The sequence below is a fragment of the Chryseobacterium sp. Chry.R1 genome (assembly GCF_039645525.1).
Taxonomy (GTDB): Bacteria; Bacteroidota; Bacteroidia; order Flavobacteriales; family Weeksellaceae; genus Chryseobacterium; species Chryseobacterium proteolyticum.
Genome location: NZ_CP151793.1, coordinates 3,935,115 through 3,951,073 on the forward strand (window position 1 = coordinate 3,935,115; position 15,959 = coordinate 3,951,073).

At 39.0% G+C, this 15,959-nt stretch carries 12 protein-coding genes; 5 read left to right on the forward strand and 7 right to left on the reverse strand.

Annotated elements, in window-relative coordinates; translation table 11 throughout:
* Positions 1–47 precede the first annotated feature (47 nt).
* The 3 genes from AAEU33_RS17575 to AAEU33_RS17585 form a co-directional block, all read right to left on the reverse strand.
* The gene (locus AAEU33_RS17575; protein ID WP_345989271.1) at positions 48–2,465 is read right to left on the reverse strand and encodes an FtsX-like permease family protein; all 2,418 of its coding nucleotides are present in this window, start codon (positions 2,463–2,465) and stop codon (positions 48–50) included.
* Positions 2,466–2,539: 74 nt separating this feature from the next.
* Entirely contained in the window at positions 2,540–3,262 is a 723-nt protein-coding gene (locus AAEU33_RS17580) for an ABC transporter ATP-binding protein (protein WP_273647648.1), read from the reverse strand.
* Positions 3,263–3,394: 132 nt separating this feature from the next.
* A complete protein-coding gene (locus AAEU33_RS17585) occupies positions 3,395–4,636 on the reverse strand; it encodes an efflux RND transporter periplasmic adaptor subunit (protein WP_345989273.1) in 1,242 nt (413 codons plus the stop codon).
* A gap of 198 nt (positions 4,637–4,834) precedes the next feature.
* Between AAEU33_RS17585 and AAEU33_RS17590 the strand changes: the two genes are divergently transcribed.
* Both AAEU33_RS17590 and AAEU33_RS17595 read left to right on the forward strand, forming a co-directional pair.
* Complete coding sequence (locus AAEU33_RS17590; RefSeq protein ID WP_345989275.1) at positions 4,835–6,178, forward strand: sigma-54 dependent transcriptional regulator; 1,344 nt, start codon at positions 4,835–4,837, stop codon at positions 6,176–6,178.
* A gap of 72 nt (positions 6,179–6,250) precedes the next feature.
* Positions 6,251–7,567: an ATP-binding protein gene (locus AAEU33_RS17595; protein WP_345989277.1), complete on the forward strand. Its 1,317-nt coding sequence runs from the start codon at positions 6,251–6,253 to the stop codon at positions 7,565–7,567.
* A gap of 41 nt (positions 7,568–7,608) precedes the next feature.
* Here the strand turns inward: AAEU33_RS17595 and AAEU33_RS17600 are convergent, their stop codons facing one another.
* Together AAEU33_RS17600 and AAEU33_RS17605 are read right to left on the reverse strand one after the other, a co-directional pair.
* Positions 7,609–8,235, reverse strand: coding sequence for an NAD(P)H-dependent oxidoreductase (locus AAEU33_RS17600; RefSeq protein WP_345989279.1), 627 nt, complete (start codon positions 8,233–8,235; stop codon positions 7,609–7,611).
* A 62-nt stretch (positions 8,236–8,297) separates the two neighbouring features.
* Complete coding sequence (locus AAEU33_RS17605) at positions 8,298–8,882, reverse strand: Crp/Fnr family transcriptional regulator (RefSeq protein WP_273647643.1); 585 nt, start codon at positions 8,880–8,882, stop codon at positions 8,298–8,300.
* Positions 8,883–9,096: 214 nt separating this feature from the next.
* On the opposite strand from AAEU33_RS17605, the gene AAEU33_RS17610 reads away from it, so the two are divergent.
* The 3 genes from AAEU33_RS17610 to AAEU33_RS17620 all read left to right on the forward strand — a co-directional run bounded on the left by AAEU33_RS17610 (position 9,097) and on the right by AAEU33_RS17620 (position 11,415).
* Positions 9,097–10,077 carry an amidohydrolase family protein gene (locus tag AAEU33_RS17610; RefSeq protein WP_345989282.1) on the forward strand — a complete coding sequence of 327 codons (981 nt, stop codon included), beginning with the start codon at positions 9,097–9,099 and terminating at the stop codon, positions 10,075–10,077.
* Between the two features lie 18 nt (positions 10,078–10,095).
* On the forward strand, positions 10,096–10,947 hold the full coding sequence (locus AAEU33_RS17615) for a helix-turn-helix domain-containing protein (RefSeq protein ID WP_345989284.1): 852 nt from the start codon (positions 10,096–10,098) through the stop codon (positions 10,945–10,947).
* 72 nt (positions 10,948–11,019) lie between these two features.
* Positions 11,020–11,415, forward strand: coding sequence for a VOC family protein (locus AAEU33_RS17620; protein WP_345989286.1), 396 nt, complete (start codon positions 11,020–11,022; stop codon positions 11,413–11,415).
* A 106-nt stretch (positions 11,416–11,521) separates the two neighbouring features.
* Here the strand turns inward: AAEU33_RS17620 and AAEU33_RS17625 are convergent, their stop codons facing one another.
* The gene (locus AAEU33_RS17625; protein ID WP_345989288.1) at positions 11,522–12,976 is read right to left on the reverse strand and encodes a SusD/RagB family nutrient-binding outer membrane lipoprotein; all 1,455 of its coding nucleotides are present in this window, start codon (positions 12,974–12,976) and stop codon (positions 11,522–11,524) included.
* 19 nt (positions 12,977–12,995) lie between these two features.
* Positions 12,996–15,953: a SusC/RagA family TonB-linked outer membrane protein gene (locus tag AAEU33_RS17630; RefSeq protein ID WP_345989290.1), complete on the reverse strand. Its 2,958-nt coding sequence runs from the start codon at positions 15,951–15,953 to the stop codon at positions 12,996–12,998.
* Positions 15,954–15,959 lie beyond the last annotated feature (6 nt).

The window sequence follows — 15,959 nt, forward strand, 5'->3', positions numbered from 1 at the left end:
GTTCGTTCTGATTTAAGTAGATTAAAAATATAGTATGATTGCGCTACTTATTCATATTTAAGGTACTTTACAAGATTGACTTTTGTAGCTTTGTACGCTTTTATACTTACCACGGCAAATGTCAATGCAAGCAATACACAGAAACTGACGATAAATGGCCATAACGGCATATCAATTCTGTAAGCAAAGTCTTTCAGCCATTCGTTCATCAGGTAGTAACATATAGGTACACTGATCAATACTGCAATTAGGGCAATCCAAAGAAACTGTCTGGTCAGTCCGAAGACCAAAATACGGTCAGACGCACCTAAAGTTTTCCTGATCGCTACTTCTTTCAGCTTTTGTTCGATCATCAGGGAAGAGAGAGCAAAAAGCCCAAGCAGAGCCACCATAAGCACCATGGCATTGAGAATAGTAAATAAGGTCTGCTGTTTCTGATACTGTACAAAGGTTTTCGCAAATTTCTGATTTACAAAATAGTATTGGAACGGATATCCCGGCTCAGCTGAGTTTTCCCAGTATTTTTTTACCTTGTTTACTGTTCCTTCAATATCATCAGGTTTTACCTTTACCTGGATACTTTGCAGAGCATACCTGTTTGCGGCAGTTTCTTTGTAATGGAAAAATGCAATGGGCTCTACTTTAAATTTTAAACTTTTAAGATTAAAATCTTTAACGATCCCAACAATCCTATATTTTTTATTGTCATCGAATCCCGGATTTAAATTTCGCGCCAAAGCTTCCTCATCGGTCCAGCCAAACTTTTTAACAAATGCTTCATTTACGATCAGACTGTTAATTGTATCTGAGGCAAGATTAGGGTTTAGCCAGCGTCCTTTTAACAATTTCACTTCCATAAACTGCAGGTAGTTGTAATCCATGGAGCTGTAGTTTGTATTAATAGTCTCCTGCATATAATCGATATTAGCACTTTTCTTCCTGCTACTCCCCGCAACTGCATCTCCAAAGGAAACCGCTTCTACTCCATCAATTTTAGAAATTTCGGACTTCAGACGCTCATACTTCAGCCACGGTTTAGGATCGTTTTCATTGAAGGTTATCAGCATGATTTGCTTTCCATTAAAACCAAGATCTTTGTTCATCATATATTTTACCTGACTGTTTACAATAAGCCCACCGATGATAAAAAACGAAGAGATCATCAACTGAAGGGTAAGAATTCCGTTTCTTAACCATATCCCGTGCTTACTTCGTGAAAAATTCCCTTTCAGTGTTTCAATAGCTTTAAAGCTGGAGAGATAAAAAGCCGGAATAAGTCCTGACAGCAAAGTAACCAAAAGTACCATGATCAGGGAATAAAGAAAGACATGCCAGTCATTCAGCTTTATTTCTTTATCAAAAAATTTATTAAAGCTCGGAAGCAGGAGTTCCGTAAGCACCAGCGAAATAAAATAGGATACCATGCAAATTATAAAAGTCTCTAAAAGAAATTGTCTCATCAGTGAAGACCTTGTTCCTCCGATTGCCTTTCTCACTCCTACTTCTTTGCCTCTTTGAGATGCTTCTGCTGTTTTTAGGTTAATAAAATTAATAGCAGATAAAACAACGATCAGTACAGATAAAATAAACAAGATCAGCACAGTTTTAAAATCTCCTGCAGCCAGCGGGGAAGATTTCGCATGGAGTTTTATCTTATCAAGTGGAGTCAGTAAAACGGTGTTGGGGCCATATTTTTCGAGAAATTGCTGGGTGCTTATTCCAGAATCTTTTGCGTCTACCGCTGCCCTTACTTCAATGATGTCTCTTTTAAATTTCTCACTGAAAACCGACGGATCCACTCCCTTTTTTAACATGAAGAAACATGCATAACGATAGTCGTTCCAGTGGTCACGGTCACTTCTGAACTGTTCCACAGGATTAATGATAAACTCCGGTTTTATCTGCGTATTTCCTTCCGGAAGTTCGTATACCGCGGTAATGATATAGTCTTTATTTTCAATCTTTACAGATTCCCCCGCAACATTTGTCTTTCCGAACAGCCTGATAGCCGTCTGTTTGGAAATAGCAATAGAGGTTTCTGTTTTTAAAGCATCTTTTGCTCCTCCTGAAATAATCTTAAAAGGAAAAAAATGGAAGAAGCTTTCAGATGCCAGAAGACCGTCCTGCTGAAATGCTGTATGGTATTTTGTAGTCATTTTATTACCAATTCCGGTACCAAAGAAAAGAACGTAATCCTGAACTTCGGGAATTTTCTTAAGGGCATTGAATGCCATAGGATAAGAAATACTGCTGCGGTAAGAGTTCTCTGCCTTAGAATAGGTTTGAAAGGCATAGATATCATCTTTTTTAGGATTCCATTTTTCATAGGATTCCTCATCATTCCAATGCATCAGGATCAGCATAAATCCTGTAAGCCCTATCGTAAGTCCAAATATATTGATAATGGTGGACAGCGCATTTTTTTTATAATTGACGAAAGCAATTTTAAGCCAGTTCTTGAACATAATTCTGTTGTTATTAATAATGAATGGTACAGATCATTTCCATGATCTTCATGGGTACACTGAAGGATTTTGATTTATCCGAATTCTTTAGCATCCGCCTTAGCGAATACATCTTTTCTCTGAGAAGCATGTTCCTCATTAAAAATCTCTCCGTCTTTCATGGTGATGATTCGGGAAGCGTATCCGGCATCATAGGAAGAGTGTGTTACCATAACAATGGTAGAGCCTTCTCTGTGAAGTTCTGCCAACAGGTTCATCACTTCGTTTCCATTAGAACTGTCCAGATTCCCCGTAGGCTCATCGGCAAGGATCAGTTTGGGCTTGGTGACAAGGGCCCTGGCTACGGCTGCTCTTTGCTGCTGCCCTCCCGAAAGCTGTTGGGGATAATGTTTGGCCCGGTGGCTGATATTTATCTTTTCCATAATTTCTTCCACCTTCTTTTTTCTTTCTGAGGAGGAAACCCCATTATAGATCAAGGGCAGTTCAATATTTTCATAGACGGTAAGCTCATCTATCAGATTAAAATTCTGAAAAATGAAACCTATATTCTTTTTACGGACATCCGATTTACCTTTTTCGCTAAGTCCCACCATTTCCACTCCTGAAAACTGATAGGAACCGGCTGAAGCGGAATCCAGAAGTCCGAGAATATTGAGAAAAGTAGATTTTCCACAGCCTGAAGGTCCCATTACCGCAAGGAATTCTCCTTCTTTAATGCCCAGGCTTACCTTATTTAATGCATGGGTCTGAACATCTTCTGATATATAAATTTTTGAAAGGTTATGAATATTGATCATGATAATTTGATATTTAATTGTATTATGTATTGTTGATAAATCCCTGATACCAGGTTCATTAGAGAAGCTTTTACCTAAATTGCTGAATCGGCTTCATCTCTGTAACAATATGAATTAAAAGTATTCATATTTTTACTTTTTTATGGTGAGTATCTCATATTTTTTAAGATCCGCATAATCTGATATGATTACCGTTTCTCCTTCATGGAGCCCCGATTTCACTTCATAATATAAAGGGTTTTCCCTACCCAGGCTTACGTTTCTCCGTTCGGCTTTATTTCCTTTAACTACAAACACCCATTTCCCATTGGTATCTTTATAAAAATTCCCTTTTGGAATCATGGTACTCTGTGTATCTGCCGAAAGTTTTAGTTTTACTCCGAATGTCATCCCTATTTTGAGGTTTTCAGGCTTTTTGTCCGTGAAATTAAGCTCTGCTGAAAACTGCCCGTCTTTTACTTCAGGAAGTATTTTGGTAATCACCACCTCATCTTCCTGTCCGTTATTATCCAGAACTCCCTTAATTCCGTTTTGCAGTTTGTTGATGTAATATTCGTCTACTTTAGCTACCAGCTTATAGCCGTCCATCAGATCTATTTTTCCAATGCTTTGGCCATTCGTAAGGTTCTCACCTACCGATATTGTGAAAGATGAAAGTCTTCCGGAAGCCGGAGCCATGATCAGGAAATTATTTTTGTTAGAATGTAGGATTTGTAAGCTTTTATCCATCTGGTTTATCGATGTATTAATTGCCGACATTTGAGCGCTTCTGGAATTTTTTTCACTGGAATAGCCTTTTTCTACAATTGATTTCCTTTGTTTCTGGTACGTAAGATTCTGCACACTGATGTCATAATCTGTTTTCTTCCCGATCTCTGCATCATAGAGACGTTTTTGAAGGTTAAAATTCTGTAGGGCTGTATTATAATCATTCTGTGCCTGCAGCAATTCCTTATCCTGGGCCAGCTTCTGATTTTTCAGTTCTAGAAGTGTACTCCTCATCTGGCTGATCTGCTGCATGATCCCTGTTTCCTGATTCATATAGCTGAATTCGGTATTCGGATTGTAGACTCTTGCTATCGGCTGACCTTTTGTGACCATCTGACCGTCTTCAGCAAATATTTCCTTAACCGCTCCTCCTTCCAGAACATTTACAAATGAAGATTTAAGCGATTGTGTCTGTGCATTCACCATCAGCATATCTTCAAATTTCCCTCTCGTAACCTTATCGGTCTGGATATCTTCTGCCGAAACATTATACGTCTTTTTCTGGCTGCTGAAATACATCCCGGAAAGCGACAAAACAGCTATAGCTCCCAATCCCCCTAAAACAAATTTTAATTTCGATTTCTTTTTTACTATTTTCGTATCCATAATAAAGATAACTCTTTTTGTTACAGTAAATTACACAACACAGATGCCAGAAAATTATACTTTTATAAGTGTCTGATAATCTGAAATAATATTAATAAGAGGAGTTGATCAGGTGTTCATTATCGGACACTTTTTGTCCGATAATGAACATTTTTAATAGAAAAAGAATGAGTTTTAATACAATCAACAAATACCGATATGCGAAAAAAAGAAGCGCACATTCTCATTGTAGATGACGACGAAGACATTTTGTTTTCTGCAAGAGTCTGGCTTAAAAAATTTTTCACAGAGGTCAGCTGTCTCAGTAAGCCCGTACAGATCATGAAATTCATGACTGAAAACCAGGTTGATGCAGTAGTACTGGATATGAACTTCAGAAAAGGTTTTGAAAGCGGCCAGGATGGTTTGTACTGGATGAAGGAGATCAAAACACTTGAACCTCAGCTTCCCATTATTCTTATGACCGCTTATGGCGAAGTGGAACTTGCGGTTGAAGCTTTAAAAAACGGTGCGTCGGATTTCATCCTGAAGCCGTGGAATAATGAAAAGCTCTATGCCTCTGTGAATCTCGCTGTAGATATTTCCAGAAAAAATAAAAAGCTGAGTCAGTGGGAAAATATAAATCAGAAAAACCATCAGTATCAGCTTGATAGTCATTCTCCGAAAATGCAGGAGGTCTTAGAACAAATCGAAAAAGTGGCCCCTACGGATGCCAATGTTCTGCTTCTGGGAGAAAACGGAACGGGAAAATATGTCCTTGCCGAGTCTATTCACGAACAATCGGAGAGAAAAAATCAGCCTTTTGTGCATATTGATCTTGGAAGTATTTCCGAAAGCCTTTTTGAATCAGAATTATTCGGTTATAAAAAAGGAGCATTTACTGATGCCCACCAGGATTACGCCGGAAAAATAGAAAATGCACAAAATGGAACAGTTTTTCTTGATGAGATCGGAAATCTACCGCTACAGTTGCAGACAAAATTATTAAGCCTTATTCAGAACCGGAAATTATCGAGATTAGGTGAAACCAAGGAACGCTTACTGGATGTCCGTTTTATTTTTGCCACTAATGAAAACCTTAAAAAAGCGGTAGCTGAAAATCGCTTTCGCCAGGATCTTTACTACCGTATCAATACCGTGGAAATTCATATCCCTGCTTTAAGAGAAAGACAGGAAGATATAGGTCTTCTGGCTCAGTATTTTCTGGACCGCTATAAACAGAAATACCATAAACCGAATCTGGAACTTACGCAAGGTTTAATGCTTACCCTTACCAATTATTCCTGGCCGGGAAATATCCGCGAGCTGGATCATTGTCTTGAAAGAAGTGTTATCCTGTCCACCGATCATCATCTCCAATTGCTGATGCCTCAGCCTGAGGAGCAAGAGCAAACCATTATCAATCTTAATATCGAGGAAATGGAAGAAGTACTGATCAAAAAGGCATTGAAAAAACATACCGGGAATATTTCTCTGGCAGCCGAAGATTTAGGTCTTTCCCGGGCTGCACTTTACAGGAGAATGGAGAAATTTGGGATATGAGTGGTAGATGGTAGAAATTAGAGGTTAGAGGTTAGAAAGTAGATTTTAGATTTTAGACAATGTATTAAAATTATGAATAAATATAAATATTGGTGGTTGCTTTACCACTTTCTGGCAATCATGAGCGGAATTGCTACCTATCATTTTTTTTTACAGGAAAAATGGTTTAATGCGAGTCTTTTTGCCGGAATAATGGTGCTCTTTGTTATTTTGATCAACCAATCGCAGATTGCTTTAGCATCAAAAACAGAGAAGATTATATCTTCTATCAGAAAAAAAGATTTTTCATTATTTCCCAAAGAGGAAGGAACAGCGCTTTTGGATAGCAGCATCCGTTTGTACTACCAAAGCAAGGAAGAACAATTTTCCCTATCGTCCTATAAGCTTCTGTACGAAAGTATTCTGGATCAGATGGAAACAGGACTCATGATCCTTTCCGATGAAAATAAAAACTGGGAAGTATTTTATGTGAATGAAGCTTTTCTTACAAGCCTCCAGGTTCCAAGATACAACAGCTGGAGCCTGTATGCATCTAAAGCTCCTGAATTTTTTAAAATTATTGAGGATACAGGATACAGCAATTCTCAGGAATTTTTTGATATTTCTATTCGTGGAAATTCCAAGCAGTCTTTTTCATTAAGAACAAAACAGGTAAAAAATCCGCAACACCGTTTTTACATCATCACCCTGGAATCCGTTCAGAAGATCATAGAACAAAAAGAGAAGCTCGCATGGAATAACCTGATGAAGGTGATTTCACACGAACTCCTCAATACACTGACCCCCGTAAACAGCCTGATCCAAAGCCTGGAATACATCAGTAATCAGGAAACCGTAGATAAAGAAGACCAGCAGGAAATGAAAGAAAGCCTGATGATCATTAATTCCAAATCAAAACAGTTGCTAAGCTTTGTTGATGATTACCGCCAGGTTGCAGAATTACCCAAACCTGTTCTGGCTTCTGTTTCCCTGAAAAAAATAGTAGAATCTGCATTAAATTTCCTAAAACCGGAATTTGAAAAGCAAAATATTTCAATCGTCCGCGAAATTGAAGATTTCAGGGTTCTGGCGGATGAGAAAATGATAGAACGCAGTCTTATCAATTTGTATCTCAATGCGATATTTGCCGTTTCTGAAAAACCAAATAAAACCATCACAACCACTGTCCGATCTCAAAATAACCGCATCATTATCGCTATTACCGACAACGGATCGGGCATTACTCCTGAAATTAAAGACAAGATCTTCCTTCCTTTCTTTACAACCAGAGCCAGTGGTTCCGGAATCGGGCTCACACTTACCAAAAGTATAATGGAAGCGCATGGAGGGTATCTCAATTACCAGGCACTGAATGAGGGCAGCAGTTTTGAATTATGGTTTTTAGTATAACTGCTTTTCAATTGTAATTGGAAAACCTAAAATACTCTGCTTTATTCAACCAGGCTTATCTGCTCAAAGATTTGCCTTTTGGACTTTTCAAATATCTCTCCGCCGAACTCTTCATTGTCCAGAGAAAAAAGGGTTATATCTTTTACTCCCATAATCCCGAATATAAACTCCAGATACGTGGTCTGAAAATTCATATGAGCATTTTTCTCTCCTGCTCCATAGCCTGTATCTCCCCTGCTGGACAGTATAAATATCTTTTTATTTTCAAGTAAACCTACATAATCCCCATCAGGAACTCCTGATCGGAATTTCCAGGTTTTATTGAATCTCATCACCTGGTCGATATAGGCTTTCAAACCACTGGGAAGCGACCAATTATACATTGGTGTGGCAATGACATAAATATCATGTTCTTTCAGTTCATCCACCAGTTCATCACTTAGCTCCAAGGCTTTATGATCTGCTTCTGTCCTGTCTGCAGGCTTGGTAAACGCCCCGGCAATCCAGGATTCATCAATTCCGGGAATCACCTCTGTTCCTACTTCCCTGTAGGTAAATATATCCTGAGGATATTTTGATGTCCAGTTGTCTGCAAAAAGCTTTGACAGTTTTCGGCTGTGTGATCTTTCATTTCTTACGCTTGCGTTGATGATCAATACTTTTTTCATATGCTTCGTTATTATAATGAAGCAAAATTCCAGATTATAAAAGAGAGAAAAATTGACCTAGTTCAAGAGGATTTATTTTTTTTTCGCAGTCTGCTAATAAATTCTGCCGACACTCCCAGATAGGAAGCAATCAGATACTGCGGAACCCTGGAAGCGATATCAGGATATCTTTCAAGAAAATCAAAATACCTGTATTCTGCATCATATACATTATGGTAGATCAGTCTCTTTTGCAGGACTCCCAGGTAACTTTCAAGGATAAGCCGGAAATAACGCTCAAGTTGTGGAATAGCCCGCAACAGATTTTGAAATGAATGGTAATTGATCTGTAAGACCTTGGTTTTTTCAAGAGCCTGGATATTGTAAATAGAAGTTTTTTGTTTAGAAAAGCTATCGATATCACTGGCCCACCAATCGTCAATAGAGAAATAAAGAATTTCTTCATTACCATTCTCGGAATTGATATAAAATGCTTTCAGGAGACCTGAAACCACATAATTATCATACCGGCAGACATCCCCGTTTCTCAAAAGATAATCTCCCTTTTCCAAAATTTTCTCTGTCCAGAAACTCTCAAAAATTTCAGTCTCTTCCTCTGTTAAAGTAACATATCTGGAAATATTTTTCAGTAAAGGGTTTTCCTTCATAAGCGATCTTTAATGAGATGATCAACAAATGTACAGAATATTCCAATCCATTCATGGTTTATAAAAGATCAGGTAATGAGTTAATACATGAGCACTATCCATTTCATTTATCCCAGGAAAAAAATTACCGCGAATTGTGCTATCATCCCTGTAAGTTCTTCATTGATTCCGTACCTTAAGTATTCTATTTTTGTGGCAATATAATCCTTTTACAATGAGAATAGTAACAATAGAGGAACACGTGTCCTTTCCTGAAATGTCCCACTTTCTTCCTGAAGGTATAACGGATAAAAAGCAGCCATCGGGTCCGGCAATGAGACTGATGCCTATGTTGTCGGATATTTCCGGACAACGACTGGAATCGATGGATCAATCGGGTATATCCATGCAGGTCCTTTCTGTAGAAAATACCGATGTCAATTTACTGGATCAGTCATCTGCTCCTGCATTTGCTTCGCAATATAATGATTTGCTGGCGGAGAGAATAAAAGATCATCCTGACAGGTTTGCGGCATTTGCCCATCTTCCGATGGTGGCTCCCTCTGCTGCGGCTGATGAGCTTGAACGCACCGTAAAGACTTATGGTTTCCGTGGTGCTATGATCCGCGGACTTACCTGTGGAGAATTCCTAGACGCTCCTAAATTTGCACCTGTTTTTGAAAGAGCTGAAAAGTTAGGAGTCCCCCTATATATACATCCCGGAATCCCACCAAAACCTGTCATGGATGCTTACTACAGCAATATAGGCACAACCTCCGGTTCTTTTGATGCTCTTGCCTGTTGGGGATGGGGCTGGCACTCAGAAACAGCTATTCATGTACTGCGACTTCTGATAGCCGGAGTTTTTGATGATTATCCCAAACTGAAAATAATCATAGGCCATATGGGCGAAATGTTGCCGATCATGTGGGACAGGTCCAATAAGGCTTTTCAGCCGGGTAATGGAGGCCGTAATCAAAGAACAATGGCTGATACATTCAGAGAGCAGCTTTATATAACAACGAGTGGTTTCTTCACCCAACCTCCTTTGCAGATAGCATTGGATACGATAGGCATAGATCATATTATTCTATCGGTAGATTATCCTTTCAGTGATAATCAGATGGGTATTGATTTCTTACACGGCATAAATCTTCCAGCCGAACAGATCGCAAAGATCGCCCATGGAAATGCAGACCACATCCTGGGACTTTAATAATTGATTACATTCTCTATGCAAAATATTCCCATCCATCAATTACAGGAAAAAACTGATCATAGTTTTTTAATTTCACGATTTAGCCCTGAGCAGATCAGTCGGAAGCATTCCAGAGATCTTGGGGCGCACCGTGACGATCATTATATATTTTTTATGATGTTGAAAGGCTCCGGATCCACAATTGTAGACTTTGAAAATAAAATTATCCGTGAAAAACAGCTGTACTACATTTTACCGGAACAGGTTCATTACCGGATTCAGTCGAGAAAAGCCGAAGGATGGTATATCGCTGTAGATCCTTCATTGGTGGACCCATCATGCCGGAATACTTTTGAAAGCTGGCTGGGCTTTCAGGAACCTATTGATCTTCGTCCGGAAGATGCGGAAGATATGGATCAGCTATTGAGTATTTTACATAGAAAAACAGATCATTCTTCCGGGGATAAACTCAATTTAAACATAGCTTACTCATTACTGCGTTCCTTTTTTGAAATGGCAGCAGATGTTGTTCGTATCCGGGAGAATTCTGATGCCAATTCAAGAACCGCTGAACTGTCCTTTCAATTCAAAAATCTTCTTAACAAACATATCAGGAAATGTAAAAGTCCTTCTGATTACGCAAAAATGCTCCATATTTCAGAGTCATACCTGAATGAATGCCTGAAAAAATATACGGGTTCCCCTGTTTCATTCTGGATCAGGTACAATATAATTCTTGAAGCTAAACGGCTTTTATACTTCAGTGACCTCAATGTAAAACAGATTGCAAATGACCTGGGCTTCGAAGATCATTCCTATTTTTCACGCTTTTTCTCTAAAGAAACGGGAATGACAGCCCTTAATTTCCGTAAAAAATTCAGAGATTAATTTTTCTACTGACATACTCTTGTCACAACCTGAGCTTACTTTTGTTCCAGGATATTATTAAATTCAACAAACATGAAATTAACATCATTAAGAATTATCACAAAGGACATTAAGCAATCCGTACAGTTTTATGAAAATGCAATGGGTCTGACAGCTCAATGGTATACAGAAGATTTTGCAGAGCTATCTACAAGTTCTATCACTTTAGCTATAGGAAGCACACGCACCATGACGCTCTTCAGTGAAAGCCTCACAGCATCTACCGGAAGCAAAAGCAGCATCATAGAATTCATTGTCGACAATGTAGACGATGAATATGAGAGAATTAAAGGAATTACAAGTGAAATTGTCCAGGAGCCCACTACCATGCCGTGGGGTAACCGGTCACTTTTATTCTGTGATCCGGACGGAAATCTGATCAATTTTTTCACACCTGTTTCTCCGGAAGCAATTAAAAAGTTCAGCTAAAAATTTATATTGAATCATCATATCCTTCATTTTCTAACTAACAGCAAACTCCTGCTTCTTCGAAGCAGGAGTTTTTTATTGATCCGATGTATAAATTCAGTACGGCTTACTTAATCAGCCACATGGTCTCATTAATATTATCACCAGCCGGATACTGCTTGGTAATGGCATTGTTAAGATTGGTATTGTTATTATTGATTTCCGAAGAAGGATACATCCATCTTTTAGGAATCTTGCCGTTGTTCAGAATTCCGGGACCATCAGTATTGAAGTGAGGAAAACCTGTTCTTCTCTGATCATAGAATATTTGCCATCCCGTATTAAAAAACAAGGCCGTATGCTTCTGATCCATGATCTGTTCGATCTCTTTTCCAGGCTGCAGATTAATGATTGGCTGAGCCAGATAAGCTGCTACATCTGTAGGACTTATTTTATAGAAAGTCATGGATGCATTAATGGCATTCAGGTAGTATGTATTTGCGTTTGCATTGATCCAGCCTCTTACGGCCGCTTCGGCCAAAACAAATTGGAGTTCAGCATATCCCATTAATAAAGAAGGCTCATTGATCGGATCATTAAAATATCTCGGATTAATTCTTGATGCCAGACCATTGGATGCTTTGGTAGAATTCTGCCCCAGATCCCCACTTCCATATAATCCGTCATAAAAGCTAAACGGATCTGAAGGACTTGTCCCAACTGTACTTGTTTTCTTTTCAGCCATTTTAAATAACCTTGGATCTTTGGAAGTCCTGAGTTTATCTACAAAACTTTGCTCCATATAATAGGCCGTCTGCAGATCATTACTATTAAAAAACGGATACCGGTTATTTACAAGATTATAAAACGGTAATGCACCACTGTCATTGCTGGATTCCATCACAGGATTTTGGGCCGGATTATTGATAATATTGGCAAAAGTCTGTTTTACATTCAGATCCGGATCATCCGCTTTTTTAGAAAGATCCATTAAGATCCTTAATCTGTAGGAATTGATCAGTTTTCTCCACTTAAGCAAATCTCCATTATAGATAATGTCCCCACGGATCGGAGTATTCAGATTGGAAAGCTCGGTATTGGCTAATGCCAGCTCATTAAGGACGTTTTTATAAATGCTTTTCTGGTCATCATATTTCGGATAAAAATTAGCCGTGTTTATCGCCTCGCTATAAGGAATATCACCAAATGTCTCGGTTAAGGAGATAAAATAATAGGATTTAAAGAAGCGGGCTAGTGCAATATATTCCTTTCCTCCTTTTTTATTGGCTTCCTCCACCATCTTTTCCACCTGCTTGATGTTGTCATAAACACCAAATGATCCTCTTTGCCAGTTGTAATACTGCTGCGCATTAACTCCGTTGATATAGGTAAGTTGTCTAGATGCAAGAGCTGCTTCCGCCTTAATCGTACTGAATGCATTCACTTCGATTCCCGGAAGGATGTTTTCCGCATCTACACTTTTAGGGCGGTTGGGATCATCATGGAAATCATCTACCCTGCTGCAGCCCGTAAGTCCTATTAAAGCAGTCAGCAACACTATATATATTTTAGCTACTTTCATTTCTATCGTATTTTTATCATTAGAATTTTACATTAAGATTAACTCCAAAACTTCTTGTTGCAGGAGTCTGAAGCTGGTCGACACCAGAATCGGGATCTACATTTTTAATCTTTGAAGCCAGCCAAAGGTTTCTACCGATTAACGAAACACTCGCTGATGATACTCCTAATTTTTCGGCAAAAGATTTTTCAAAATTATAAGTAACCGTGATCTCTCTCAATTTGATAAAGGTTTGCTTATAATAATGGTAATTGCTTTCAAAAGCATTGCTGGTACTCTGCATATAAGCATTGTAGTTTACAGCAACATCATTGGGAACAAAAACGCGGGTATCGGATTTTATATTACCATTCTGGTCATACGTTATAGAACCGCTTACCACTCTTACACCCGGTGCTATGTAAGTATTGTTTCCGGCATTGGCATCATCCCTATACTGATTAACTGTTCCCGGGGCAATCCCTCCCCACCACATTTTCTGATTGGTAGTGGAATACATGGTTCCTCCAAGTCGGCCATCAAATAATAAGGAAAGTGAGAAGTTCTTGTAGCTGAAATTATTGGATAAACCATAAGTCCAGTCCGGATCAGAATATCCCATATTGCTTTCAAAGGGTGCTGTGGAATTCACAGGATATCCGTTTTGAAGGACCAATTGCCCGTCCGGTGAAGTTTCATAAGGCATGGCAGTCAGTTTATCAGCTCTCTCTCCTACCCGGATGAAATTGTTCCTTCCGTTGGCAGCGTTATAGATTGTTGTATAATCTTTACCGCCATAAGCTTCTTTTAAATACTTCCGGTAGTGGCTCAAATTAAGCTGTGTACTCCATCTGAAATCCGATTTCTTAATGACATCCGCATTCAGGGTAAACTCTACCCCTTTTCTTTGAAATACATTTCCGTTGGTTAGGTACGTTTTATATCCTACTCCCTCAGACAGAGGAATACTCGCCAGATTATTATAATCCCGGGTTTGGTAATAAGCAACGTCTAAATTAATTCTGTTTTTTAGAAATGAAATGTTCGTTCCTATCTCCCAGGAGTTCGATGTTTCAGGCTTTATATTACTGTCGATCAATACATCCCCGAAAACAAATGTTGATTGTCCGTTCCAGCTGATATCACTTTTTTCAAATGCAGAGATATAACCATACGTATCGTTAGCCAGCTTACCGTTGGAAACCTGCGCCAATGATCCGCGAAGTTTGGCAAAACTGATCCAATCCGGAAGCGTTACCAGTTGGTTAAGTAATACTGATCCGGAAACAGACGGATAGAAATACCCGTTATTTCCTTTCGGAAGTGTGGATACTTTGTCATATCGGGCAGTCATATTCAGGAAAAATGCTTTATAAATTTCCATATCTACGTACCCGTATACGCTGTTGATCTGTTCAAATTCTTTCCGGTTTCCTGCTTTTGGAGCAAATAGCGGTCCTATACTGTTAAAAAGATTATACCATCCCGGGCTTACCAATCCATCAGTACGGATCTCACTATTTTTCTGTTCCCTGTAGAAATTAGACACATATCCTTCACCGGTTAATGAGAAGTTTTCTGAAAAGCGGTTCTGGTATTTAAGTCCCAGTTCTGAAGTAATATCAAAATAATTTCCATTAATCTGCGTATAGTTTCCTAATGACTTATTCCCATACCCTATATAGCTTTTAGGCTCTCTATATTCGCGGTTCAGGGCATACACATTTGTCCCCACTCGGGCTTTAGCTGATAATTTGGGAATGATCTGGTATTCCAGGTTTACATTTCCCATTACATTATCCTTATAGTAAGGTCTCAGGTATTCATACGCCTGAAAATAAGGATTGTTGTAGTAAGAAACATTGTAATGCCTTTGCTGGTATCCTTCTTTTCCGGCTACCCAGTAATTTCTCAGGTCTCTTACATCTACATCGGCACCGGTCCATAATACCAGATTATAAAGATAGTTCGTAGGTCCGTATCCTACTTCCGGGAAGTTGGAGGTATATTCTTTATTATAGGTTAAAGTAGAATTAATCGTAAGCTTTTCAATAGGATTTACGTATCCTGCCAGACTGATTGACGTAGTTTTCAGATCGGTATTCGGAACGATTCCCTTCTGATAAATATTAGAAAGGGAAAGTCTGAAAGTTGCTTTTTCACTTCCCCAGTCCACACTCAGGTTATTGGACTGGATAACGCCGGTATCAAAGAAATTTTTAATATTATTCTTTCCACGGGAAATCCATGGTAAGGGTATCGGTTTTCCGGTTGAAGGATCAATCGGACTATTGTATTGCGGAGTTTCATAATATCCGCTGGGTGTTGTAGGATCTTTCTGGTCTAGCTTAGGACCCCAGATCCATCCGCCACCTTCACTTCCGGAACCACTTCCGTCTATATAGGCATATTTCCCATTATTTCCTCCCCCGTATGTTGTCTGCACTTTAGGAATACGGATAAAAGAAGTCTGAAACATGGTGGAATTATTAAATGAAATACTCATTCTTCCTTTCTTACCTTTTTTAGTGGTAATCATGATTGCTCCGTCCTTTCCCACTGATCCGTACAAAGCAGAAGCTGTAGGTCCTTTCAATACACTGATATTATCGATATCATCCGCATTGATCCTCCACAAATCAGCGGTCCTGTCTGGAACACCGTCAATAACAATAAGCGGCTTGGCACCCCTCAGGCTGATTCCCGGATCTTGAAAAAGATCCGTACTGTTCTTAACATTCAATCCGGCTACCCTTCCGGAAAGGGAATTGATGAAATTCGGTTCCTTTGCTTTTTCAAACACATCGCCTTTCACCTCCTGTACTGCATATCCCAACGTTTTTTTGTCTTTTTTGATCCCAAGTGCTGTAATAACAACCTCATCGATCTTTTTCTCATGGGTCTTTATGGTATCGGCGCCATCTATTTTCTGTACGTTCTGGCCATAGACTTCCAGGCCTGTGACTAAGCCCAGGCCGATTAAAAGATGTAATTTCATAAGTAG